Origin of the sequence: Geodermatophilus maliterrae, from assembly GCF_041018925.1 — a bacterium.
Classification (GTDB): Bacteria; Actinomycetota; Actinomycetes; order Mycobacteriales; family Geodermatophilaceae; genus Geodermatophilus; species Geodermatophilus maliterrae.
Map to the genome: position 1 here is coordinate 83,553 of NZ_JBFNXQ010000007.1, position 22,735 is coordinate 106,287.

Annotated in this window: 21 protein-coding genes; 15 read left to right on the plus strand and 6 right to left on the minus strand. The window is 74.8% G+C overall.

Annotation, left to right across the window (positions count from 1 at the left end; all coding sequences use genetic code 11):
- Positions 1-28 precede the first annotated feature (28 nt).
- The 3 genes from pstC to pstB are packed head-to-tail and all read left to right on the plus strand — an operon-like array spanning position 29 to position 2,862.
- Positions 29-979, plus strand: a complete 951-nt coding sequence (pstC, locus tag ABQ292_RS04225; RefSeq protein WP_369203547.1) for a phosphate ABC transporter permease subunit PstC — start codon at positions 29-31, stop codon at positions 977-979.
- Entirely contained in the window at positions 979-2,058 is a 1,080-nt protein-coding gene (pstA, locus tag ABQ292_RS04230) for a phosphate ABC transporter permease PstA (protein WP_369203549.1), read from the plus strand. The genes pstC and pstA overlap by 1 nt, the downstream gene beginning before the upstream one ends.
- Before the next feature lie 24 nt (positions 2,059-2,082).
- The gene (pstB, locus tag ABQ292_RS04235) at positions 2,083-2,862 is read left to right on the plus strand and encodes a phosphate ABC transporter ATP-binding protein PstB (RefSeq protein ID WP_369203551.1); all 780 of its coding nucleotides are present in this window, start codon (positions 2,083-2,085) and stop codon (positions 2,860-2,862) included.
- 68 nt (positions 2,863-2,930) lie between these two features.
- On the opposite strand, the gene ABQ292_RS04240 is transcribed toward pstB, so the two are convergent.
- Entirely contained in the window at positions 2,931-5,051 is a 2,121-nt protein-coding gene (locus ABQ292_RS04240; protein WP_369203553.1) for an LCP family protein, read from the minus strand.
- Positions 5,052-5,235: 184 nt separating this feature from the next.
- Here ABQ292_RS04240 and ABQ292_RS04245 point away from each other — a divergent pair, with 184 nt between their 5' ends.
- On the plus strand, positions 5,236-6,282 hold the full coding sequence (locus ABQ292_RS04245; protein ID WP_369203556.1) for a coiled-coil domain-containing protein: 1,047 nt from the start codon (positions 5,236-5,238) through the stop codon (positions 6,280-6,282).
- A 21-nt stretch (positions 6,283-6,303) separates the two neighbouring features.
- Here ABQ292_RS04245 and ABQ292_RS04250 read toward each other — a convergent pair whose 3' ends face one another.
- A complete protein-coding gene (locus tag ABQ292_RS04250) occupies positions 6,304-6,735 on the minus strand; it encodes a DUF2795 domain-containing protein (RefSeq protein WP_369203558.1) in 432 nt (143 codons plus the stop codon).
- Positions 6,736-6,744: 9 nt separating this feature from the next.
- On the minus strand, positions 6,745-6,954 hold the full coding sequence (locus ABQ292_RS04255; RefSeq protein ID WP_369203560.1) for a hypervirulence associated TUDOR domain-containing protein: 210 nt from the start codon (positions 6,952-6,954) through the stop codon (positions 6,745-6,747).
- Between the two features lie 329 nt (positions 6,955-7,283).
- On the opposite strand from ABQ292_RS04255, the gene ABQ292_RS04260 reads away from it, so the two are divergent.
- From ABQ292_RS04260 to ABQ292_RS04300, 9 genes are all read left to right on the plus strand, one after another.
- Complete coding sequence (locus ABQ292_RS04260) at positions 7,284-8,078, plus strand: siderophore-interacting protein (RefSeq protein WP_369203562.1); 795 nt, start codon at positions 7,284-7,286, stop codon at positions 8,076-8,078.
- A gap of 112 nt (positions 8,079-8,190) precedes the next feature.
- On the plus strand, positions 8,191-8,919 hold the full coding sequence (locus tag ABQ292_RS04265; RefSeq protein WP_369203564.1) for a response regulator transcription factor: 729 nt from the start codon (positions 8,191-8,193) through the stop codon (positions 8,917-8,919).
- Positions 8,916-10,511 carry a sensor histidine kinase gene (locus ABQ292_RS04270; protein ID WP_369203566.1) on the plus strand — a complete coding sequence of 532 codons (1,596 nt, stop codon included), beginning with the start codon at positions 8,916-8,918 and terminating at the stop codon, positions 10,509-10,511. The genes ABQ292_RS04265 and ABQ292_RS04270 overlap by 4 nt, the downstream gene beginning before the upstream one ends.
- Complete coding sequence (locus ABQ292_RS04275; protein WP_369203568.1) at positions 10,501-11,232, plus strand: PaaI family thioesterase; 732 nt, start codon at positions 10,501-10,503, stop codon at positions 11,230-11,232. Before ABQ292_RS04270 ends, ABQ292_RS04275 begins: the two co-directional genes overlap by 11 nt.
- Positions 11,229-11,954, plus strand: coding sequence for an inositol monophosphatase family protein (locus tag ABQ292_RS04280; protein WP_369203570.1), 726 nt, complete (start codon positions 11,229-11,231; stop codon positions 11,952-11,954). Before ABQ292_RS04275 ends, ABQ292_RS04280 begins: the two co-directional genes overlap by 4 nt.
- Before the next feature lie 58 nt (positions 11,955-12,012).
- Positions 12,013-12,921, plus strand: a complete 909-nt coding sequence (gene cysD / locus ABQ292_RS04285; protein WP_438940565.1) for a sulfate adenylyltransferase subunit CysD — start codon at positions 12,013-12,015, stop codon at positions 12,919-12,921.
- Between the two features lie 112 nt (positions 12,922-13,033).
- Positions 13,034-14,320, plus strand: a complete 1,287-nt coding sequence (locus tag ABQ292_RS04290; RefSeq protein WP_369203575.1) for a hypothetical protein — start codon at positions 13,034-13,036, stop codon at positions 14,318-14,320.
- Positions 14,275-15,219, plus strand: coding sequence for a hypothetical protein (locus tag ABQ292_RS04295; RefSeq protein WP_369203577.1), 945 nt, complete (start codon positions 14,275-14,277; stop codon positions 15,217-15,219). The genes ABQ292_RS04290 and ABQ292_RS04295 overlap by 46 nt, the downstream gene beginning before the upstream one ends.
- A 167-nt stretch (positions 15,220-15,386) precedes the next feature.
- A complete protein-coding gene (locus tag ABQ292_RS04300) occupies positions 15,387-16,700 on the plus strand; it encodes a sulfate adenylyltransferase subunit 1 (protein ID WP_369203579.1) in 1,314 nt (437 codons plus the stop codon).
- A 57-nt stretch (positions 16,701-16,757) separates the two neighbouring features.
- Here ABQ292_RS04300 and ABQ292_RS04305 read toward each other — a convergent pair whose 3' ends face one another.
- On the minus strand, positions 16,758-16,931 hold the full coding sequence (locus ABQ292_RS04305; protein ID WP_369203581.1) for a hypothetical protein: 174 nt from the start codon (positions 16,929-16,931) through the stop codon (positions 16,758-16,760).
- An 85-nt stretch (positions 16,932-17,016) separates the two neighbouring features.
- A complete protein-coding gene (locus ABQ292_RS04310; protein ID WP_369203583.1) occupies positions 17,017-17,406 on the minus strand; it encodes an ATP-binding protein in 390 nt (129 codons plus the stop codon).
- A gap of 217 nt (positions 17,407-17,623) precedes the next feature.
- Between ABQ292_RS04310 and ABQ292_RS04315 the strand changes: the two genes are divergently transcribed.
- On the plus strand, positions 17,624-18,055 hold the full coding sequence (locus tag ABQ292_RS04315) for a hypothetical protein (protein WP_369203585.1): 432 nt from the start codon (positions 17,624-17,626) through the stop codon (positions 18,053-18,055).
- Between the two features lie 5 nt (positions 18,056-18,060).
- Here ABQ292_RS04315 and hrpA read toward each other — a convergent pair whose 3' ends face one another.
- Positions 18,061-22,008 carry an ATP-dependent RNA helicase HrpA gene (gene hrpA, locus ABQ292_RS04320; protein ID WP_369203587.1) on the minus strand — a complete coding sequence of 1,316 codons (3,948 nt, stop codon included), beginning with the start codon at positions 22,006-22,008 and terminating at the stop codon, positions 18,061-18,063.
- A gap of 234 nt (positions 22,009-22,242) precedes the next feature.
- Between hrpA and ABQ292_RS04325 the strand changes: the two genes are divergently transcribed.
- The coding region (locus ABQ292_RS04325) for a MarR family winged helix-turn-helix transcriptional regulator (protein ID WP_369203589.1) at positions 22,243-22,735 on the plus strand (493 nt) is incomplete at its 3' end.

Genomic DNA, 22,735 nt, shown 5'->3' on the forward strand with positions numbered 1-22,735 from the left:
CCCACCTGATCGACCCCACGGAGCAGCGGTGACCGCCACGAAGGCCCCGTCCGAGCCCAGGCCGCAGCGGGCCGTCCGCCGGCCGGGCGACCGCATCTTCGCCGGCACCGCCAAGGGCTCCGGCGTCTTCATCCTGCTGGTCCTCGCCGGCGTGGCGGCCTTCCTCGTCAGCGAGGCGATCCCGGCGCTCACCGCCCCGGCGGAGGACGTCCCCGGCGGCGAGGGACTCGGCAGCTACGTCGGCCCCCTCGTCCTGGGCACCCTGCTCGGCGCGGTGCTCGCGCTGCTGGTCGCCACGCCCCTCGCCGTCGCGATCGCGCTCTACACCACCTACTACGCCCCGCGGCGGGTCGCGGCCGGCATGAGCTACGTCATCGACCTGCTGGCGGCCATCCCCAGCGTCGTCTACGGCTTCTGGGGCCTGGCGGTCCTGGCGCCGGCGCTCGTGCCCTTCCACGTGTGGGCGGCCGACACCCTCGGCTTCATCCCGTTCTTCGCCGGCCCCGCCTCCACGAGCGGCCGCACGATGTTCACCGTCGGCCTGGTGCTCGCGGTGATGATCCTGCCGATCATCTCGGCCATCTCCCGCGAGGTCTTCAGCCAGGCGCCGGCACTGCACCGCGAGGCGGCGCTCGCGCTCGGCGCGACCCGCTGGGAGATGATCAAGATGGCGGTGCTCCCCTACGGCAAGTCCGGCGTCATCGGCGGCGCGATGCTGGGACTGGGTCGCGCGCTCGGCGAGACCATGGCGGTCGCGATCGTGCTGTCGGGCGGCGCCGGGGCCACGCTCAACCTGATCGGCAACTCCAACCCCTCGACGATCGCGTCGAACATCGCGCTGCGGTTCCCCGAGGCCACCGGCCTGGGGGTCAACACGCTGATCGCCAGCGGCCTGGTGCTGTTCGTCATCACGCTCGCGGTCAACATGCTCGCCCGCTGGATCGTCGACCGCCGGGCCGACTTCTCCGGAGCCAACTGATGAGCACCGACACCCAGGCCCCGGCCCCCGCCGCGACCACACCGAACGGCCCGGTGCGCCGCCGTCGCGGGCTGCCCCGCTACGCCGTGCCGGCCCTCTACGTCGGCGGGGTCGCGCTGGGCGCCCTGCTGTCGGCCCTGACCGGCTTCAGCGTCGTGCTGACCGTCGTCTACGGCGCGGTCCTCGGCACGGTCGCCGTCTATGTCGCCGCCCGCGTCGTCGAGGGCAGCCGCAAGGCCGCCGACCGCCTGGTGACGTGCCTGGTGACCACCGCCTTCGCGATCGCGATGGTCCCGCTGGTGTCGCTGGTGTACACGGTGCTCGACAACGGCCTGGCGCGCTTCGACAGCACCTTCTTCAGCAACTCGATGTTCCGGGTGGTCGGCGAGGGCGGCGGCGCCTACCACGCCATCCTCGGCACGCTGGTCATCACGGCGCTGGCCACGGTGATCTCGGTGCCCATCGGCCTGATGACGGCCGTCTACCTGGTCGAGTACGGCACCGGCCGGCTCAAGCGGGCCATCACCTTCTTCGTCGACGTCATGACCGGCATCCCGTCGATCGTGGCCGGCCTGTTCGCCTTCGCGCTGTTCACGCTGCTGTTCGGCAACGACGTCCGGCTCGGCGTGATGGGCGCCGTGGCGCTCTCGGTGCTGATGATCCCGGTCGTCGTCCGCTCCTGCGAGGAGGTCCTCAAGCTCGTGCCGAACGAGCTGCGGGAGGCCAGCTACGCCCTGGGCGTCCCGAAGTGGCGCACGATCGTCAAGGTCGTCCTGCCGACCGCGATCGCCGGGCTGGGCACCGGCATCACCCTGGCGGTCGCCCGAGTCGTCGGCGAGACCGCGCCCCTGCTGGTGACCGTCGGCCTGATCACCGGGACCAACCTCGACCCGTTCGACGGGCGCATGGCGACCCTGCCGGTGTTCGCCTACTACCAGCTGACCCAGCCCGGGACGGACACCCAGGCGTTCCTCGACCGGGCCTGGACGGCGGCGCTGGTCCTCATCATCCTGGTCATGGCGCTCAACGTCGTCGCCCGCCTGATCAGCCGCTTCTTCGCTCCCACGACCGGTCGCTGACCGACTGACACGGAGGACACGCACGTGGCCAAGCGCATCGAGGTCTCGGACCTCAACATCTACTACGGCGACTTCCTGGCGGTCGAGGGCGTCAACGTCGCCATCGAGCCGCGCAGCATCACCGCGCTGATCGGCCCGTCGGGATGCGGGAAGTCGACCTTCCTGCGCTCGATCAACCGCATGCACGAGGTGCTGCCCGGCGCGCGGGTCGAGGGCAAGGTCGTCATGGACGGCCAGGACCTCTACGGCTCCGACGTCGACCCGGTCGACGTCCGCCGCCAGATCGGCATGGTGTTCCAGCGGCCCAACCCGTTCCCGACGATGTCGATCTACGAGAACGTCCTGGCGGGCAACCGGCTGAACAACAAGCGGATGCGCAAGTCCGAGGCCGACGACGTCGTCGAGCGCTCCCTGCGCGGCGCCAACCTGTGGAACGAGGTCAAGGACCGCCTCGGCCGGCCCGGCTCGGGCCTGTCCGGCGGTCAGCAGCAGCGGCTGTGCATCGCCCGCGCCATCGCCGTCGAGCCCGACGTCCTGCTCATGGACGAGCCGTGCTCGGCCCTGGACCCGATCTCCACCCTGGCGATCGAGGACCTCATGACCGAGCTCAAGGACCGCTTCACCATCGTGATCGTCACGCACAACATGCAGCAGGCGGCGCGGGTCAGCGAGTCCACCGGCTTCTTCAACCTCAACGGGGTGGGCCAGCCGGGCCGGCTGATCGAGTTCAACCCGACCGAGAAGATCTTCAGCAACCCCGACCAGAAGGCCACCGAGGACTACATCTCCGGCCGCTTCGGGTGAGCTGAGCCGGCCCTCCTGCAGGGGCCCGCCGTGAGCTCGCGAACGGTGGGGGCAGGAGGGTCCCTACGTCAGGTGCAGGTGACGGGCTCCGTGCTCGCCGCGGGGGTCTCCGCAGCCGCCGGGGTGTCGGCGGCGGGGGCCGCTGCTGCCGGAGGTGCCGGGGCGGCGACCTGGACCGGGACGACGCTCGAGAAGCCCGGACCCAGGACCAGCTGCACGGTGTCGCCGATGGCGTCGCTGGGCTGCAGCACCGCGCCGGGGACGGCGGCGGCGACGGTGCGCGCCTGCTCGAGGACGCCCGGACCGTGGCGGACGACGGTCTGGTTGACCACGCCGCGCTCGTTGCCGACCTCACCGACGACGAAGCCCTGCTGCCGCAGCTGGTCGGCCACGGTCGCCGCGAGCCCGGCGGTGGCGGTGCCGTTGAGGACGTCGACCGTGGTGCCCGACGGCGTGACGGTGAGCGGCTGGGCGGCGGGGCTGGCCGCGGGCTGCTCCGCGCCGGTGGTCGCCGCGGCGGGGTCGACGGCCGGCGCGTCCGCCGCGGCGGTGGCCGCCGCGACGGCGGGGGCGGCCAGCTCGGCGGGCACCGCGCTGTCCTCGATCACCGTGTCGAAAAGCGACCGGACACCGGCGCCGTCGAGCAGCACGTGGGCCTGGTCGGAGCCGGCCGGCACGTAGCCGACCTGGGCCACCGGCAGGGTCGCGCGCTGGACCGCGTCGGCCTCGAGGCCGCCGAGGGCGCCGGCGAGGGTGCGCAGGTCGCCGAGGGTGGTTTGCTCGTCGACGGTGACTGCGTCGGCGGCACGGGTGAAGAAGCGGGTGAGCTCCCAGGGCCTGCTCAGCGTGCCGGCCGTCATCGCCGAGCGCAGCGTGGCCGACAGCAGCAGTTGGGCCCGCTCGGCCGCGGCGGCGCCGGTGACGTCGGAGCCGGCGTCACCGGGAGCCAGGTACTGCGTGGCCTGCGCGCCGGTCAGCTCCGACGTGCCCGCGGGCAGGGGGCGCGCGGCAGCGGCGCCGGCCTCGGTGGTGGTGGGCAGGCAGACGCTCACCCCGCCGATCGCATCGACCATCGACGGCAGCCGGCCGAGGTCGACGGCGAGGTAGTGGTCCACCCGCAGGCCCGACAGCTGCTGCACCGCCCGCACCGTGCAGGCCGGTCCGCCGGCCAGGAGCGAGGCGGCGAAGGCCTCGGAGACCGGTTCACGCTCGGCGCCGTCGGCGGTGCGGCAGCCGGGGGTGTCGACCAGCGCTGTCGGCGGCACGCTGACCAGGACGGCTCGGTCGCCGCCTGAGGCGACGTGCACGAGCAGCGTGGTCACCGACGCCGGACCGGTGGCGCCCGGCAGCCCGGTGCCGACGACGAGGTAGGTGGTCGCCCCCGCCTGCAGCTTCGGGGCGATGACCTCGGGCCCGTCGGGGGCCAGCGCGGCCACCCGGGCGATGCCGCGGTCGACGTGGACGTAGAGCCCCAGGTGGTAGGTGACGACCAGGCCGATCAGCGCGGCGACGGCCAGCGCCGCGCGGACCAGCCGGCGCCGGCCGGGGCTGCGCGCCGCCCGCCGGGCCACGCGGCGGTCCAGGGCCGGGCGGCGGGTGCTGCCGGCGCCGGACATCGCGGGTGCGTCCAGGCCGGGGATCGGCGGGACGGGTGCCGACCGGTACGGCGACAGCGGCGCTCCCGGTCGGCCGCCCGGCAGCGGCGGCACCGGTGCGGAGTACCGGACGCCGCCCGGACCGCCCGGCAGCGGCGGTACCGGCCCGGAGTGCCGGACGCCGCCGGCCGGCGCGCTCGGCAGGGGCGGTACCGGCTGCGAGCGGTGCAGCGGACCGGCGAGGGGCGGTGCGACCGGTGGTGCGGCCGGCTCGGACCGCTGGAGGCCGCCGGGGACGGGAGGCAGGCCACGGCGCGGGGCGGCGTCGCCGTGCGGGGCGGCGCCGCCGTGCAGGGCGGGCGGCGTGGGCCGCTCGCCGGGGACCGGCGGGAGGGGGCCGCGGTGGGCGGGCAGGGACTCGCCGGGGCCGAGTGGGATGGGCACCTCGCCGGTGCGGCGGGCCGCGCGGCGGCCGGTGGCGTTGCCGGAGCGGGCGATCAGCTGCTCGACGGTGATCGGCCCGGGGTCGGCCGACCTGCCGTGGCCGTCGGCCCGGCCGTCCCGCCCGCGCTCGTCCCCCACCGGTGTCGACATCCCATCGTCGTGTCCGTGCCGTTGCGCCCCGCACGCGCGGCAGCACACAACGATACGACTGGCGGGTCGCAGGAGCGGGAACGCGACGCCGGACCCGCCGGTGCGGCCTCGTCCGCGGTCCCCGTCCGGGGGTCGTCCGCTCACCGGATGGGCGGTGAGCTGCGTCGGGACGTAGCGTCGGCCCGTGAGGCTGCCGTCGATCCCCGGTCCGTCCGACGTCTTCTCCGCGGTCGAGAGCCTGCGCGGCGGGGTCGCCGAGGCGCTCGCGCTGGTGCCCCGGCTGGCGGCGGCGGTCGACCGGCTGGACGGCCTGCTCGAGCGGGTGGACGGCGTGGTCGGCCGCGCCGACGGCCTGCTGGACCGGGCGAGCACCACCCTCGAGTCGGCCGACCGGGCCATCAGCGCCATCGGCGAGACGCAGCAGGAGGCCGACACCGCCATCTCGGCCCTCGGTGCGACCCAGACCCGGGCCGACCACGCGATCAGCGCCGTCGAAGGGACGCAGACGCGCGCCGACGCCGCGATCAGCGCCGTCGCGCAGACGCAGACCCGGGCCGACGCCGCCATCGACGCCGTCGCGCAGACCCAGACCCGCGCCGACGCCGCCATCGACGCCGTCGCGCAGACGCAGACCCGCGCCGACGCCGCCATCGACGCCGTCGAGAGGACCCAGACCCGCGCCGACGCCGCCATCGACGCCGTCGCGCAGACCCAGACCCGCGCCGACGCCGCGATCAGTGCGGTGGAGCGGACCCAGCAGCGGTCCGACGCCGCGATCGAGGCGGTCGGCGTGACGATCGACCGGTCGCACGGCGCCGTGGAGCGAGCGGAGGCGACGGTGGGGCGGGCCGAGGGCGCCATCGAGGGCGCCGAGGGGCTGGTCGCGCGGATCGACCCCCTGCTCGGCCGCTACGAGGAGCCGCTGGCCCGGCTGGCCCCGACGGTGCACCGGCTGGCCGACACGCTGGAGCCGCACGAGGTCGAGGCCCTGGTCACCCTCGTCGACCGGTTGCCGACCCTGGTCGACAGCCTCGACCAGACCGTCATCCCCGTCCTGTCCTCGCTCGAGGGCGTCGGGACCGACGTGCACGACCTGGTCGACACCATGCAGGACCTGCGGCAGGTGGTGAAGGGTTTCCCGGGCTCCAAGCTCTTCCGCCGGCGCGGGGCCGAGGAGATCGCCGAGAACGAGGACGAGGACGAGGAGGCCCAGGAGCGCACCGGCTCCTGAGCCCCCTCCTCGTCCTGCCGGTCAGGTCTCGGTCGGGTACCCCAGCGCGCGGACGACGTCGCCCACCCGCTCGTAGGTCTCGCCCTCGGGCAGTCGCCGCAGCTCGTCGACCACCGCGTCGGGCGCCCGGTGGTCCATCGCGGCCTCCACCAGGTCGGGACCGTTGCTGGGGAAGTCGGCCCGGACGAGCCACCGCGCGATCTCCGCGCGGGCCACGACGGCGTCGTGGTCCATCCCCACCGGCGTCCCGCCGACGAGGGTGCCGGCAGGGTCGGCGTGGATGTCCGGCTCGCCCTCGGCGACCGGCTCGACCTCCCGCCACTCCTCGGCCCGCGTCGACCGGTCAGCCTTGAGCATCCCCTGGATCTCGTGCTCGAGCTCCTCGTCGACCCGGGGGCTGTGCTTGTTGCTGCGCGATGACGCCCCGGCGAACTGGTCGTCGGCCTCGCTCACGATCGCCTCCTACTTCTCGTGCAGCGCCGAGGGCTTGTGCACCGCGGTCTTGCCGCTCTTGTCGCTCTCGACCTCGTACTGCGGTTCGTCCGGACTGGCCTTGACCTTGCGGCCGCCCGCCTCGGTCTCCTCGGTGATCTTCCTGGTGACCGTGCCCTCGGCCTCGCTGCCGTGGCTCTTCCAGGTGACGTGGTCACCCTTCTTCAGGTCGTCCGCCATCCGTCCTCCGTCGTCTCGGGTCGCGTCCTCCCCCGGTGCCCGCCCCGCCCAGGGGGCACACATGGCAGGGACCCGGAGACGCGGCAGGCGCGCGAGCGACCCAGATCACTCCGGGGAGAGGCATGATCACCCAGTCGGGCAGTGGCGGACTGCCCGTGGTCACGTAGCGTGCACGGTGATGGGGCGCCGCCGGGGAAACCTCCTGCTGAGAGTCGAGCAGAGGTAACTCACGGTAACCGGCCCCGTCCTCGATCGCCGGCTCGGTCGACCTCATTCCCCCGGGGTCGGCCGGGTCGGCCCGAGCCGGAGCCGGTCCCTACGCTCGCCGCGTGACCGATGCCGCCGGCGCCTCCCTCCCCGGGGACCCGCGTCCCGTCGACGTCCTCACCGTCGTCTCGGTCGCCGACGTCACCCCGTCGGTGCGCCGGGTCGTGCTGTCCGGCGGTCCGGACGCCGTCGCGGCGGCCGGACCCACGGTGAACCTGCTGGTACCGCGGGTGGGCGACGCCGACCCGCGCTGGCCGGCCGTCGCCCGTGACGGTCGGATCGTGTGGCCGGCCGGGGCGCACGGGGTGAGCCTGCGCAGCTACACCGCCCGCCGGCAGGACCCGGACCGCGGCGAGGTGGAGATCGACTTCGTGCTGCACGGCGACGGCCCGGCCGCCGCCTGGGCGGCCGCCGCCGCTCCCGGGGCGCTGCTCGGGGTGGCCGGCGGCGGGCCGCTGGGCGAGCGACCGGCCGGCATGCTGCTCCTGGCCGGCGACGAGACCGCGCTCCCGGCGATCAGCCGGATCCTGGCCGCGGCCGGCCCGGCCACCCGCGGGCTCACCCTGGTCGAGGTCGCCGGTCCGCAGGAGGAGCAGCCGCTGACCGCACCGGCGGGGGTCGAGGTCCGCTGGCTGCACCGCGGGGACACGCCCCCGGGGGAGAGCACGCTGCTCGCCGACGCCGTCGCCGCCCTCGAGCGCCCCGGTGGCGAGGACCTGTTCGCCTGGGTCGCCGCGGAGTCCGCGGCCGTCCGGGCGGTGCGCGCCGACCTGCGGGGCCGTTGGGGCCTGTCCCGCGCCCAGCACCACGCGATCGGCTACTGGCGGCGCGGCCGCGCGATGGCCCCCGCCGGCTGAGGGAAGGGCCGCGACGTCCAGGGACCTCACAGGTGGCGTCCAGCACGGGTGCAGCCCGACACGCCACGATCAGGGCATGACGACGGCAGCCAGGCGTCCCACGGGAGAGGTCGTGACGGGGACCCGCAGCGCACGAGGCACCACCCCGGAGGCGCGCCTCCTGGTGGTCGACGACGAGCCCAACATCCGCGAGCTGCTCTCGGCCAGCCTCCGCTACGCCGGCTTCGAGGTCGCGACGGCGTCCGACGGGCAGCAGGCCCTGACGCTGGCCTCGTCCTTCCGCCCCGACCTGCTGGTGCTCGACGTGATGATGCCGGGGCTGGACGGTTTCGGCGTCGTCCGGCGGCTGCGCGAGAGCGGCCGGCACACGCCGGTGCTGTTCCTCACCGCTCGGGACGCGGCCGAGGACAAGGTCTCCGGCCTCACCCTGGGCGGCGACGACTACGTGACCAAGCCGTTCAGCCTCGACGAGGTGCTGGCGCGGATCCGGGCGGTGCTGCGGCGCAGCACCGGGCAGCAGCGCGCCGCCGAGAGCCCGCGGCTCACCTTCGCCGACATCGAGCTCGACGAGGAGTCGCACGAGGTGGTCAAGGCCGGCGAGGTGGTCAGCCTCTCGCCGACGGAGTTCAAGCTGCTGCGCTACCTCATGGCCAACGCCGGGCGGGTGCTGTCGAAGGCGCAGATCCTCGACCACGTGTGGAACTACGACTTCAACGGCGAGGCCAACGTGGTCGAGTCCTACATCTCCTACCTGCGGCGCAAGGTCGACACCACCCAGCCGCGCCTGCTGCACACCATCCGCGGAGTCGGCTACACGCTGCGGCTGCCCCGCGGCGCGTGAGTACGGCGACCGGCCCGTCCCGCGGCGGGGTCCGCCCGCCGCGGGTGCCGCTGCGGATCACGCTGGTCGCGCTGCTGCTGGTGTTGGTCGCAGTCGCGCTCACGGCCACGGGGGTGACCGCCGCCTCGCTGCTGCACCGCTACCTGGCCCAGCAGCAGGACCAGCAGCTCGAGGGTGCGCTGCGCGAGTACCAGCAAGCCCCCCAGATCCTGGGCGCCTGCTGGAGAGGGGACCCGCAACAGCGCCTCACCGGGCCGGGCGTTTACCTCGGCTGCTTCGTCCCGGGTGACGACGAGCCGACTGTGCTCGCCGGACCTGCCTCGGACGGTGACCTGCCGGAGGTCGATGCCGAGGTCGTCGCCGACGTCCTCGACGAGGACCGCGGCCCGCGCGGTCCCGGCGACGTGTCGGTGACGACGGTGGAGTCGGCCGACGGCGACAACGCCTGGCGGGTCACCGCGGCCGAGCTGGCCAACGGGCTGGTCATCGTCGTGGGCGACGACGTCGACCGCGACGACCGGGTGATCGGCCGGCTGGTCGCCATCGAGGTCGTCGTCGGTCTGGTCGTGCTGGCACTGCTCGGTCTGGCCGGCTACTGGCTGGTGCGCAACAGCCTGCGCCCGCTGGCCGCCGTCGAGCGCACGGCACAGGCGATCGCGGCCGGCGACCTGTCGCAGCGGGTGCCCACCGGGGACGGCCGCACCGAGGTCGGCCGGCTGTCGCAGGCCATCAACGGGATGCTCGGCCGCATCGAGAGCGCGTTCCGCGCCCAGCAGGCCTCCGAGGAGCAGGCCCGCGCCTCCGAGGAGCGGATGCGCCGGTTCGTCGCCGACGCCAGCCACGAGCTGCGCACCCCGCTGACCTCGATCCGCGGCTTCGCCGAGCTCTACCGGCAGGGCGCGGTCGGCACCCCCGAGGAGACCGCGCGGCTGATGCAGCGCATCGAGAGTGAGGGCGCGCGGATGGGCGTGCTGGTCGAGGACCTGCTGCAGCTGGCCCGCCTCGACCAGCAGCGGCCGCTCTCGCTGACCCCGGTCGACCTGGCCGAGGTCGCCGAGGACGCCGTCCACGACGCGCGGGTGCTGCAGCCGGACCGGCCGATCGGGCTGACGCTGGAGGACTCGCTCACCGAGGTGCCGGTCGTGCTCGGCGACGAGGCACGACTGCGCCAGGTGGTGGGCAACCTCGTCACCAACGCGCTGGTGCACACCCCGCCCACGGCCCGGGTGACCGTCTCGATCGGCGAGGACACCAGCGACGGCGGCGACCGGGTGGTGCTGCGGGTGGCCGACGAGGGCCCCGGCATGCCGCCCGAGGACGCCACCCGGGTGTTCGAGCGCTTCTACCGGGCCGACGCGTCACGGAGCCGGGTCGCCGGCGGCACCGGCCTGGGCCTGTCGATCGTCGCGGCACTGGTGGCCGCGCACGGCGGCGACGTCGCCCTGACCACCGCCCCCGGCCAGGGCGCCACCTTCACCGTCCGGCTGCCGCGCTCCGGCCCGGTCGTCCCGGACGCCGGCACCGCCCACCCGCAGCAGCCCACCGGGCTGCCGCGCCAGCCCTCCGGGCTACCGTCCGCGGGTGACCTCTGATGTCGAGGGTGCCCCCTACGACCCCGAGCTGATGGCGGCCGTCGCCGACCTGGGCGAGGCCCTGCGCGGCCTGGTGGACGCGTCGGTGCGCACCACCGTCCCCGCCGCCGAGCTGCACGAGGTCGCCGCCGTGGTCCGCGCGGCCCGCGAGCGGCTGGCCGTGAGCACCCGCCCGGCCACCCGGCTGCCGGTGCTCGACGACCCGGTGGTCTTCCGGCGCGTCTACAACCCGGTGAGCGGCGTGGGCAGCGCGCTGGCCCCACCGGTGCTCTTCCGTTCGGCGACCGCCGACGGGGTGGACGGCGCCGTGATCGCCCGGACCTCCTTCGGTCTGGCCTACGAGGGCCCGCCGGGGTTCCTGCACGGCGGGATGAGCGGCCTGGTGATGGACCAGGCGCTCGGCGCGGCCGCCATCCGCGCGGGGCTGTGGGGCATGACCGCCCGGCTGGAGCTGGACTACCGCCGTCCGGTGCCGCTGGACACCCCGGTCCTGCTCCGCGCCCGGGTCACCGAGCACGCCGGCCGCAAGGCGGTCGTCACCGGCACCATCGCGCCGGCCTCGGCGCCGGACACCCCGCTGGTCGAGGCGCGCGGCCTGTTCGTCCTGCCCCGCGAGGAGCTGCGCGCGGCCTACTTCGCGGAGATCACCGACGCCTCCGGCCGGCACGCCCCGCCGTCGCGCCCGACCGACGCGACCGCGCCCTCGGGAACCGGGGCATGAGGGACGTCGAGGTCGCCGCCGCCGCCGCACGGGCGGCTGCCCAGGTGCTGCTGGAGCTGCGCTCCGGCGGGCTGACCGGCCGCGCCCTGGGCGACGCGGGGGACGCCGCGGCGCAGGCGGCCATCACCGGCGTGCTGGCCGCGCACCGCCCGGACGACGTCGTGTTCAGCGAGGAGGCCGCCGACGACCGCAGCCGGCTGGCCGCCGGACGGGTGTGGATCGTCGACCCGCTCGACGGCACCCGCGAGTACGGCGAGACGGACCGGTCCGACTTCGCCGTCCACGTGGCGCTGTGGGCCGGCGGCGCGCTCTCCGCCGCGGCGGTGGCACTGCCCGCCGTCGGCGAGGTGCTGGTCACCGACCCCGCGCCCGCGCCGCCGCCGGCCACGGCCCGGCCGCCGCGGATCGCCGTCAGCCGCACCCGCCCGCCCGTCCAGGCCGCCGCGGCGGCGGAGGCGGTCGGCGGCGAGCTGGTGCCGCTGGGGTCGGCCGGCTGGAAGACGACGGCCGTGGTGCGCGGCGAGGTCGACGCCTACGTGCACGCCGGCGGCATGTACCAGTGGGACTCCGCCGCCCCGGTCGCCGTCGCCCTGGCCGCGGGGCTGACCGCGCTGCGGCTGGACGGCTCCCCGCTGCGCTACAACGAGCCCGACCCGTCGCTGCCCGACCTGCTGGTGTGCCGCCCGGAGCTGGCCGCCGGCCTGCTCGCCGCGGTGCGCTGAGGCCCGTGACACGGGGGCCGGGACGGGCGACCCCGGCGGCATGGCCGACACTGGAGGGGTGACCACTCCCGACTACCGGCTCACCCAGCTGGAGACGCTGGAGGCGGAGTCCATCCACGTGATCCGCGAGGTGGCCGCCGAGCTCGAGCGCCCGGTGCTGCTGTTCTCCGGCGGCAAGGACTCCATCGTCATGCTGGAGCTGGCCCGCAAGGCCTTCGGCCCGGCGCGCATCCCGTTCCCGGTGATGCACGTCGACACCGGCCTGAACTTCCCCGACGTCCTGGAGTTCCGCGACAAGCGCGTCGCCGAGCTCGGCGTGCAGCTGGTGGTCGCCTCGGTGCCCGACGCGATCGCGCGGGGCCTGGTCAAGGAGGAGCCGAACGGCTCCCGCAACCGTATCCAGACGCCGGTGCTGCTCGACGCGGTCGAGGAGCACGGCTTCACCGCGCTGTTCGGCGGCGCCCGGCGCGACGAGGACAAGGCGCGCGCCAAGGAGCGGGTGTTCTCCTTCCGCGACGAGTTCGGCCAGTGGGACCCGAAGAACCAGCGCCCCGAGCTGTGGGACCTCTACAACGGGCGGATCCACCTCGGTGAGTCGATCCGCGTCTTCCCGCTGTCGAACTGGACCGAGCTCGACATCTGGCAGTACGTCCTCCGCGAGGACATCGCGATCCCGCCGCTCTACCTCGCGCAGGAGCGGGAGGTCGTCGAGCGGCAGGGGATGCTGTACGCGGTCAACGAGTTCGTGCAGCCGCGCGAGGGCGAGCGCGTCTTCCGCGAGACGGTGCGCTACCGCACGGTGGGCGACGCCAACCTCACCGCCGCGGTGCGCTCGCGGGCGACGACGGTCGAGGAGGTCATCGCGGAGATCGCGGTGACCCGGATGACCGAGCGCGGCGCCACCCGCGGCGACGACAAGGTCAGTGACGCGGCGATGGAGGACCGGAAGAAGGAGGGCTACTTCTAGAGGCCCCCGTCCTCCGGCGCACGACGCCTACCGTGGCCGGCGTGCCGGGGCGTCGCCGTCCCGGCACGTGGCACGTGCCCCCGGCGCACGGGGGGACCGCCAGGGGGTGTCGATGAGCAGGGTCTGCAGGGTCGCGGTGACGGCGGTGCTGGCCGCCCTCGTGGTGGCGGGAGCGGTGGTCGCCCCGTCGACCGCTGCGGCGGCACCGGGTGACATCGGATACTTGGACCAGTCCTTCACCGGCGCCCCGAACCCGCCGACCGCCGACAAGCCGCAGAGCAAGCTCTGGTCCAACGACGGCTCCTGGTGGGCCGTCATGTTCGACTCCGTGTCCCGCACCTGGCACATCCACCGCCTGGACCGCTCGACGCAGACCTGGGTGGACACCGGCGTGCCGGTGGACGACCGCCGGGAGACCTCCTCGGACGTCCTGTGGGACGGCACCGAGCTGTCCGTGGCCACCAACTGGGTGGCGGTGTCGAACACCACGGCGCCGCAGGCCTCGGTGCCCGGCCGGCCGGCCCGGCTGTACCGGTACAGCTACTCACCGGTGACGAAGGCGTACACCCTGGACGCGGGCTTCCCCACGGCCGTCAACGACGCCTCCAGCGAGTCGCTCACCATCGCGAAGGACACCACCGGGACCATCTGGGCGACCTGGACGCAGGTGAGCGGCTCGGCGACCAGCGGCTGGTCGGCGGCCGTGTACATGAACTCCGCCACCGACGGCGGCGCCACCTGGGGGACGCCGGCCGTCCTACAGGCCACCAACACCAACACCGCGGTCTCCACCGACGACATGTCGGCCGTGGTGACCTTCGGCGGCAACAAGGTGGGCCTGCTCTGCGGCAACCAGGCCGACGACACGGTGTACTGGGCCGTGCACGTGGACGGGACCGCGGCCGGGCAGTGGCAGGGCTCGGTGGCCGTCCGGGGCAGGGGTCAGGTCGACGACCACCTCAACGTCCGGTCGCTGCAGTCGGACCAGGCCGGACGGGTCTACGCCGCCGTGAAGACCAGCCTGGGGGAGCTGGACACCTCGGCCCCGACCGACCCGATGATCCAGCTGCTGCAGTTCAAGCCGGGGACGGGCGCGTGGTCGGTGACGACGATCGGCACGCTCGCCGACTGCCACACCCGGCCCCAGGTCGTCCTCGACGAGCAGCAGCAGATGGTGCACGTGGTCGCCACCGCGCCGAGCAGCGGCGGCTGCCCGGCGCCCGGGACCCCCGGCACCGTCTACCAGAAGTCGGCCCCGATGGCCGACCCGGTGTTCCCCGCAGGCCGCGGGACGCCGATCATCCGCGACGCCGACTCGCCGCCGTCAACAACGCCACGACGACCAAGCAGGCGGTGGACGGCAGCACCGGCATGGTCGTGCTGGCGAGCAACACCGTGACCAAGCGGTACTGGCACGCCGGCGTCCCGCTGGTCGCCGCGCCGGCGCGGGGGATGGTGACCGTGGGCGCCTCCGGCACCGCGACGAGCACCACGGCGGTCACCGACGTCACGGTCGCGCGCCCGGCCGGCGTGGCCACCGGTGACGTGCTGGTCGCCGAGATCAACGCCGACAAGAACCCGACGATGGCCAGCGTGCCGCCCGGGTGGACGCCGGTCGTCCCACCCCTGGGGGTCCACGGGCTGGCGACCACGTTCGTCTACGCCCGCGTGGTGACCGACGCCGCCGTGGAACCGGCGTCCTACCGGTGGCAGCTCTCCAACGCCCAGAAGTGGAACGCCGGGACGACCGCCTTCCGGGGCATGGACAACGCCGCGCCCTTCGACACGCCGGCCTCCACCGCCGTCGACCCGTCGGTGTCGGCCACCGGCCTGACCGTCCCGGGGGTGACCACGGTGACCCTGGGCGCGATGGTGGTCGGCGGGGTGGGCCCCAACAGCACGTCGGCCGCCGTGGCGCCGCCGACCGGCTGGACGGAGTCCTTCGAGGCCACCACCGCGCAGGTCGCCGAGCTGGCGCACCAGTCCCGACCGACCGCGGGCGGCCACCGGGGACGCCCGCTGGACGTTCAGCAAGGGCGCCGACGCCGTCGGGTGGCTGCCCGCACTGCGCCCGGCCGTGCGGGCGTGAGTGGCGTCCCGCGGGACGGTGCGCCACCGGACCGTCGTGGCGGTCAGCGACGCCGCGGTGGTGGACCGCTCCTGGCCGCGCGCCGCCGGGCGGCCCGGCGCCGGCGCCACCGCAGCGCCGCCCAGGCGGTGGCGGCGAACAGCAGCAGCCCGGCCGGCCAGGCCACCGCCTCGGGCGCGGCCACGCCCAGCGCCTCGGCGACCACGTAGGTGACGGCGTAGCCGAGCGACACGACCAGCAGCACCGGCACCAGGAACACCAAGCCGCCCACGCCCGCCCCTTCCCGAGGGCCCGGTGGCCCTGCTCACACCAGCGTCCCCTGCCCCGGCCCCGGCCCCGGACGCTGCCGTCCGTTGCCGGTGGGGATGATGGGGGCGTGTCCGAGCCAGTCGTCGACGTCCACTCCCCCGCCGCCGAGCAGGCGGCCGAGCTCGCGACGGCGCGCAAGGACATCCTCCGCATCGCCACCGCGGGCTCGGTCGACGACGGCAAGAGCACCCTCATCGGCCGGCTGCTCTACGACAGCAAGGCGGTCTTCGAGGACCAGTACGAGGCGATCGAGCGGGCGAGCAAGGGCGACTACGTCGACCTGGCGCTGCTCACCGACGGCCTGCGCGCCGAGCGGGAGCAGGGCATCACCATCGACGTCGCCTACCGGTACTTCAGCACCCTGCGGCGCACGTTCATCCTGGCCGACACCCCCGGCCACGTGCAGTACACGCGCAACATGGTGACCGGCGCCTCGACCGCCGACCTGGCGATCGTGCTGGTCGACGCCCGCAAGGGGATGCTCGAGCAGAGCCGGCGGCACGCCTTCCTCGCCTCGCTGCTGCGGGTGCCGCACCTGGTGGTCGCGGTGAACAAGATGGACCTCGTCGACTGGTCGCAGTCGACCTTCGACGCCATCGCCGACGAGTTCAGCGCGTTCGCCGCCAAGCTCGACGTCCCCGACCTGACCGTCGTCCCCATCTCGGCGCTGCACGGCGACAACGTCGTCACCCGGTCGGACCGGTCGCCCTGGTACCAGGGGCCCTCGCTGCTGCACCACCTCGAGCACGTGCACGTGGCCAGCGACCGCAACCTCGTCGACGTCCGGTTCCCCGTGCAGTACGTCGTCCGGCCGCAGTCCGACGCCCACCACGACTACCGCGGCTACGCCGGCACCGTGGCCAGCGGCGTGCTGCGCGCCGGTGACGAGGTGCTGGTGCTGCCCAGCGGGCTGACCACGACGATCGCGGCGATCGACGGCCCGCGCGGCCCGGTCGACGAGGCGTTCGCGCCCATGGCGGTCACCGTGCGGCTCACCGACGACCTCGATGTCTCCCGCGGCGACCTGATCAGCCGCCCGGGCAACGCGCCGCAGGTGACGCAGGACCTCGACGCGCTGGTCTGCTGGATGGCCGACGAGCCGCTGCGACCGCGCCAGCGGCTGGCGGTCAAGCACACCACCCGGACCGTGCGGGGGATGGTCAGGGAGCTGACCTACCGGCTCGACGTCAACACGCTGCACCGCGACCCGGAAGCGACCGAGCTGGGCCTCAACGACATCGGCCGGGTGAAGCTGCGCACCACGCAGCCGCTGTTCGTCGACGACTACAACCGCAACCGGGTCACCGGGCGGTTCATCCTGGTCGACGAGGCCACCAACGCCACCGTCGGTGCCGGGATGCTGCCGCCCCACCGCGGCTGAGCGGTCGCCGACCGGCGCCGGCGCCGTCCCGCCCGCCGGGGACGGCGCCGGGGGGACTCAGGACGGGTCGTCCGGCGGCGCCGGCGTCTGGCTGGCGTCGCCGTCCCAGTCCTTGCCGGCCTTGTAGGCGTGGCCCGAGGCGCTGTCGGTCTGACCGGCGACGGTCTCGACCATCTCCTCGTCGCTCAGGCCCTCGCCGGCGGCCTCGGTGTGGCTGGTGGGCTCGCTCATCGCGTCTCCTCCGTCGGGCGTGTTCGGTCCTCCCAGCCCTCCCCGGAGGCCTCCGGACCCAAACCCCCGCCCGAGGCGCGGCGGCTCAGCCGTCGCCCGGTCCGATGACGAACCAGACCCGCTTGCCGCCGTCGGCGTCCTCGACGCCCCAGCAGTCGGCGATCGCCTCGACGATCTGCATGCCCCGGCCGCGCGGCTGGTCGCCCCGCAGCTCCCCGACGACCGGCCGGATGGCCGACCCGTCGGCGACGGCGACGCGCAGCTGCCCGTCGGAGTACTCCAGGTCGAGGGAGAGCACGCTCTCCCCGCCGACGTGGTCGACGACGTTGGCCACCAGCTCGGTCACCAGGAGGGCCACGTCGGCGTCGTCCTGCGGGGCCCGCCACGCCTGGAGCACCTCGTGCACGAAGTGCCGGGCCGCCGGGACGCTGCAGGCCGACGGCGGGAGGTCGACGCGGGCGGTGAGTGTCGACATGGAGAGCGGCTCCCAGTGACCGCCCGGGCGGTCGGTTGTGCTTGACCGGATCGGAGGCGACCTTCTCAGCTCCGCCAGCTGGGCGCAACCACCGTTGCGTGCAAGCCTCATTGCGTGTCACGCCCGTTGCACGCAAGGGGTGTTCATCACGGTAGTGTGCAACCGATCCGGTGGACGAGACCGACGGCGGTGCCGGGCGACGACAAGGGAGGCAGGCGTGGAGGGACCAGTGGCGGCGGCGGAGCGTGGGGCCCGGGAGCCCGGGGTCGGCGAGGACACGGCGTTCCTGGCCCTCGAGCAGCTGCTCCAGGAGATCGACCGGTGCGCCGTCGAGCTGCAGGGTGCGCGGGAGCGCGCCGAGCAGCTGCTGGCCGAGCGCCGGGCGGGGCACAGCTGGCTAGAGATCGTCAGCGCCGAGGCGCGCCCGCTCGTCGTCGAGCGGATCACCACGGTGCTCTCCGCCCTCTCCGGAGCCGGGTCGTCCTGGCGGCGGGCGCAGGCCCGCGCGCTGCAGGACGAGCGGGTGAGCATCAACCGCATCGCCTCGCTGTTCGGCGTCACCCGCCAGCGGATCTCCGCCCTGCTGCGCGAAGGCCCCCGAGCCGGCTCCGAGGACGCTCCGGACGGGGCGGCCGACGCCACCGGCTGAGGCCTCTAGGCGGTCAGGGCGTCGATCGCCTTGTAGACCCGCTGCTCCGACACCGGCCGCGGCGTACCGACCACCTGCGCGAACAGGCCGACCCGCAGCTCCTCGAGCATCCACCGGACGCGGGTGACCGGGTCGTCCGGTGCTCCCGTGGCGGGCACCTGCCGGCGCAGCTGCTCGTACTCCACGGTCACCGCGGCCACCTGCCGCATCGCCAGCTCGTCGCGGACGGCGTTGGCCGGCAGCTTCTCCAGCCGGTGCACCATCCCCCGGAGGTAGCGCACCAGGTCCGGCAGCCGGCGCCGCCCGGCCGCGGCGACGAAGCCGCGGTGCAGCAGGCCGCCCATCTGCCGGCGCAGGTCGGCCACCGCCGCCTCGGGCACCCGCCGGCCCGGCGCAGCGCCGATCGCGACGGCGACCTCGCGGGCCTGGGTGAGCACCGCCTCGACCCGGCGCACCGTGTCGGCGGTCAACGGCAGCAGCTGTGCGCGGGCGGTCTGCACCAGCGCGGCGAAGGCGGCCTCCTCGCGCGGGGGGCCGCCCGCGGCGGCGAGCAGCTCGTCGGCGGAAGCGTCGACGCAGTCGTCGACCAGGGCCGGGATCTCGCCGTCCGGGTTGAACTGCAGCGCCAGCCGGGTCGTCGGGGACAGGCCCTTGACCACCTGCCGGGTGGGCGACCCGGCGGCGAGCACCAGCAGCCGGCGCGCACCGCGCCAGGTCAGCCGGGTCGCCTCGACCTCGGTCGACACCACCCGGACGCCGACCGTCGCCCCCTCGTCGACCAGCGCCGGGTAGGCGGTGACCACGTGCCCCCCGCGGCGGACCTCGACGGTGCGCGGGAGGTCCCCGATGGTCCAGGCGGTGAGCCCGGTGCGCTCGACGTCGGACGCCGCCGCGGCCAGGCTCGCCCGCGCCTGGGGCGCCACCGCGGCGCGCAGCGCGGCCAGCTCCTTGCCCTGCGCCAGCGTGCGGTTGCGCTCGTCGACCACGCGGAACGTGGCCCGGAGGTGGTCGGGCACCTGCTCCGGGTGCCACGCGTCCGGCGGGACGACGACGCCCGCGACCCGCCGCAGCTCGCGCTCCAGCGCCGGCAGCAGCGGCTCGGTGGGCGCGATCCGCGGCAGCACCTCGCGGACCCGGTCGGGGATGGGCACCAGCGCCCGGCGCAGCTGCTTGGGCAGGGTGCGCAGCAGCGCCGTCACCAGCTCCCCCCGCAGCCCGGGCACGGTGAAGGCCAGCGACTCCCCCGACGTCCGCTCGGCCACGGTGTCGAGCACCGCGAGCGGGACGTCGACGGTGACGCCGTCCTGCGGGGCGCCGGGCGCGAACGCGTAGGACAGCGGCAGCGTCAGCCCCTGCGTCAGCGGCACCTCGTCCGGGAAGTCCTCGACGCGCACCTGCCCGGCCGCGGCGGCGTTGGTGAGCATCTCCGGCGTGAACGTGAGCAGGTCGGGGGTCTCCTGGCGCGCGGCCTTCCACCACCGGTCGAAGTGCCGGGTGGAGACGACGTCGGCCGGGACGCGGGCGTCGTAGAGCTCGAACACCGTCTCGTCGTCGACCCGGATGTCGCGGCGGCGGGCCCGCTCCTCGAGCTCGGCGACCCGCTGCAGCGCCCGCTGGTTGTCCGCCCAGAACCGGTGGTGCGTCGTCCACTCGCCCTGCACCAGCGCGTGCCGGATGAACAGCTCCCGGGACACGACCGGGTCGATCGAGCCGTACTGCACCCGCCGGCCGACGACGAGCGGGATGCCGTAGAGGGTGACCCGCTCGGTGGCGACGACGGAGCCGCGCCTGGCGTCCCACCGCGGCTCGGAGTACTCGCGCTTCACCAGGTGGGCGGCCAGCCGCTCGACGACCTCCGGGTCGATGCGCGCGACGGTGCGGGCGAACAGCCGGCTGGTCTCCACCAGCTCCGCGGCGACCACCCAGCGCGGCGGCTTCTTCGCCAGCGGCGTGCCGGGTGCGATCACGAAGCGGGCGTTGCGGGCGCCGAGGTACTCGCGGCCGCCGCGCCGCCGGTCGCCGTCGCGGCCCTTGCCCTCCTCGACCTGCAGGCCGACGTGGGACAGCAACCCGGAGAGCAGGGCGGCGGAGATGCCGCGCTCGTCGGGCTCGGGGGCGAGATCGCCGACGGTCATGCCCAGCCGGCGGGCGGTGCTGCGCAGCTGGCCGTAGAGGTCCTGCCACTCGCGGATGCGCAGGTAGTGCAGGAACTCGCGCTTGAGGGTGCGGCGGAACTGGCCGCCCGACAGCGCGTCCTGCTGCTCGCCCACGTACCGCCACAGGTTGAGCAGCGCGAGGAAGTCGGAGTTCTCGTCGGCGAACCGGGCGTGCGACTGGTCGGCGGCCTGCTGGTGCTCGCTGGGCCGCTCACGGGGGTCCTGGATGGTCAGCCCCGCCGCGATGACCAGCACCTCCTCCAGCACGCCGCGCCCGTCGGCCTCCACGACCATCCGGGCCATCCGCGGGTCCAGCGGCAGGGTCGCCAGCGCCCGCCCGGTGGGGGTCAGCGCGCCGTCCTCGGCCAGGGCACCGAGCTCCTCGAGCAGCGCGAGGCCGTCGGCGACCGCACGGCGGTCCGGCGGGTCGATGAAGGGGAAGTCGGCGACGTCACCGAGCTCCATGGCCGCCATCTGCAGCAGCACCGAGGCCAGGCTGGTGCGCAGGATCTCCGGGTCGGTGTACTCCGGCCGGCTGTCGAAGTCGGCTCGCGTGTAGAGCCGGATCGCGATGCCGTCGGAGGTGCGCCCGCAGCGACCGGAGCGCTGCCGCGCCGAGGCCTGGCTGATCGGCTCGATCGGCAGCCGCTGCACCTTGAGCCGGGAGCTGTACCGGGAGATGCGCGCGGTGCCGGGGTCGACGACGTAGCGGATGCCCGGCACGGTCAGCGAGGTCTCGGCGACGTTGGTGGCCAGCACGATCCGCCGCCCGGTGTGCGGGGCGAACACCCGGTGCTGGTCGGCGGCCGAGAGCCGGGAGTAGAGCGGCAGGACCTCGGCCGAGGGGAAGCGCTCGGTGAGGACGTCGGCGGTGTCGCGGATCTCCCGCTCGCCGGCGAGGAAGACCAGGACGTCGCCCGGGCCCTCGGCCGTCAGCTCGTCGACCGCGTCGGAGATCGCGCTCACCTGGTCGCGGTCGGGATCGGCGTCCGGGTCGTCGGGGTCGACCACCGGGCGGTAGCGGACCTCCACCGGGTAGGTGCGCCCGCTGACCTCGACGACCGGCACCTCCGCGCCGTCCATCGAGAAGTGCTTGGCGATCCGGTCGACGTCGATGGTCGCCGAGGTGATCACCAGCTTGAGGTCGGGTCGGCGGGGCAGCAGCCGGGCCAGGTAGCCGAGCAGGAAGTCGATGTTGAGGCTGCGCTCGTGCGCCTCGTCGATGACCAGGGTGTCGTACTGGCGCAGCAGCCGGTCGCGGCCGATCTCGGCGAGCAGCACGCCGTCGGTCATGACCTTGACCAGCGTGGTGTCGCCGACCTGGTCGGTGAAGCGCACCTTCCAGCCGACGACCTCGCCCAGCGGGGTCTCCAGCTCCTCGGCGATCCGCTCCGCCACGGTGCGGGCGGCGATCCGCCGCGGCTGGGTGTGCCCGATCCGCCCGCGGACCCCGCGGCCCAGCTCGAGGGCGATCTTGGGGAGCTGGGTCGTCTTGCCCGAGCCGGTCTCCCCGGCGACCACCACGACCTGGTGCCCCCGCAGCGCGGCGGCGATGTCGTCGCGGCGCGCGCTGACCGGCAGCTGCTCCGGGTAGGTGACCACCGGGAGCGCGGCGCGGCGCCGGGCGATGCGCTCCTCCGCCGCGGCGACGTCGGCGGCGAGCTTCTCGAGCGCTCGGCCGCGGGCCGCGGCGTCTCTGGTACGGCGCAGGGCGTCGAGCCGGCGGCCGAGCCGGTGCTCGTCGTCGAGGGTGAGCCCGGCCAGCCGCGAGCGCAGGTCGTCGGGCGGGGTGCTCACGCGGGTCTCCTCGTCGTTCGTCGGCGGTCGGCGGTGCGTCGGGCGCTCGGCGCACCGGCACGCGGACGCCACCCCATGACGGTCCTGCCGACGGGCCCCTCCAGGGTCCCACCGGACGCCCCCGTACGGGCGTGCGGCGCCTCACTTGCGTGTGCCGTACAACTGTTTGCTTGCTGGAGACAACAGGTTGTACCGTGCACGTGTTCCTGTTCCGCCTCGGTCTCCGGAGGACCCGTGCCCTCCCCTCCCCCTGCGCCAGGTCCGGCCGCATACCCCGACGACCGGACACCGGAGCTGCACACCCTCGGCGAGCAGCTCCCGCGCTTCATGCGCGTGATCCACGCGGTCAAGGCGCAGGCCACCGAGAGCCGCGACCGCGCCGCGCTGGTCCTGATGTTCCCGCTGGTCCGGCTGGGCCCCCTCCGCCAGGGCGCCCTCGCCGAGCTGGTGCACGCCGACCCGTCCACCGTGAGCCGCCACGTCGCCGTCCTCATCGAGCAGGGGCTGGTGCGGCGCGTCGCCGACGCGACCGACGGCCGGGCCAGCCTCCTCGTCGTCACCGATGCCGGGCGGGAGGCCCTGGAGCAGCTCCGCGCCGAGCGCGAGGCCCACCTGGCCCGGGTGACGGCGGACTGGTCGCCGGAGGACCTCCGCACGCTCACCTCCCTGTTCGCCCGCTTCGTCGACGACCTCGCCGCGTCCCTCCCCGCCGAGGCCACCGCCGTGC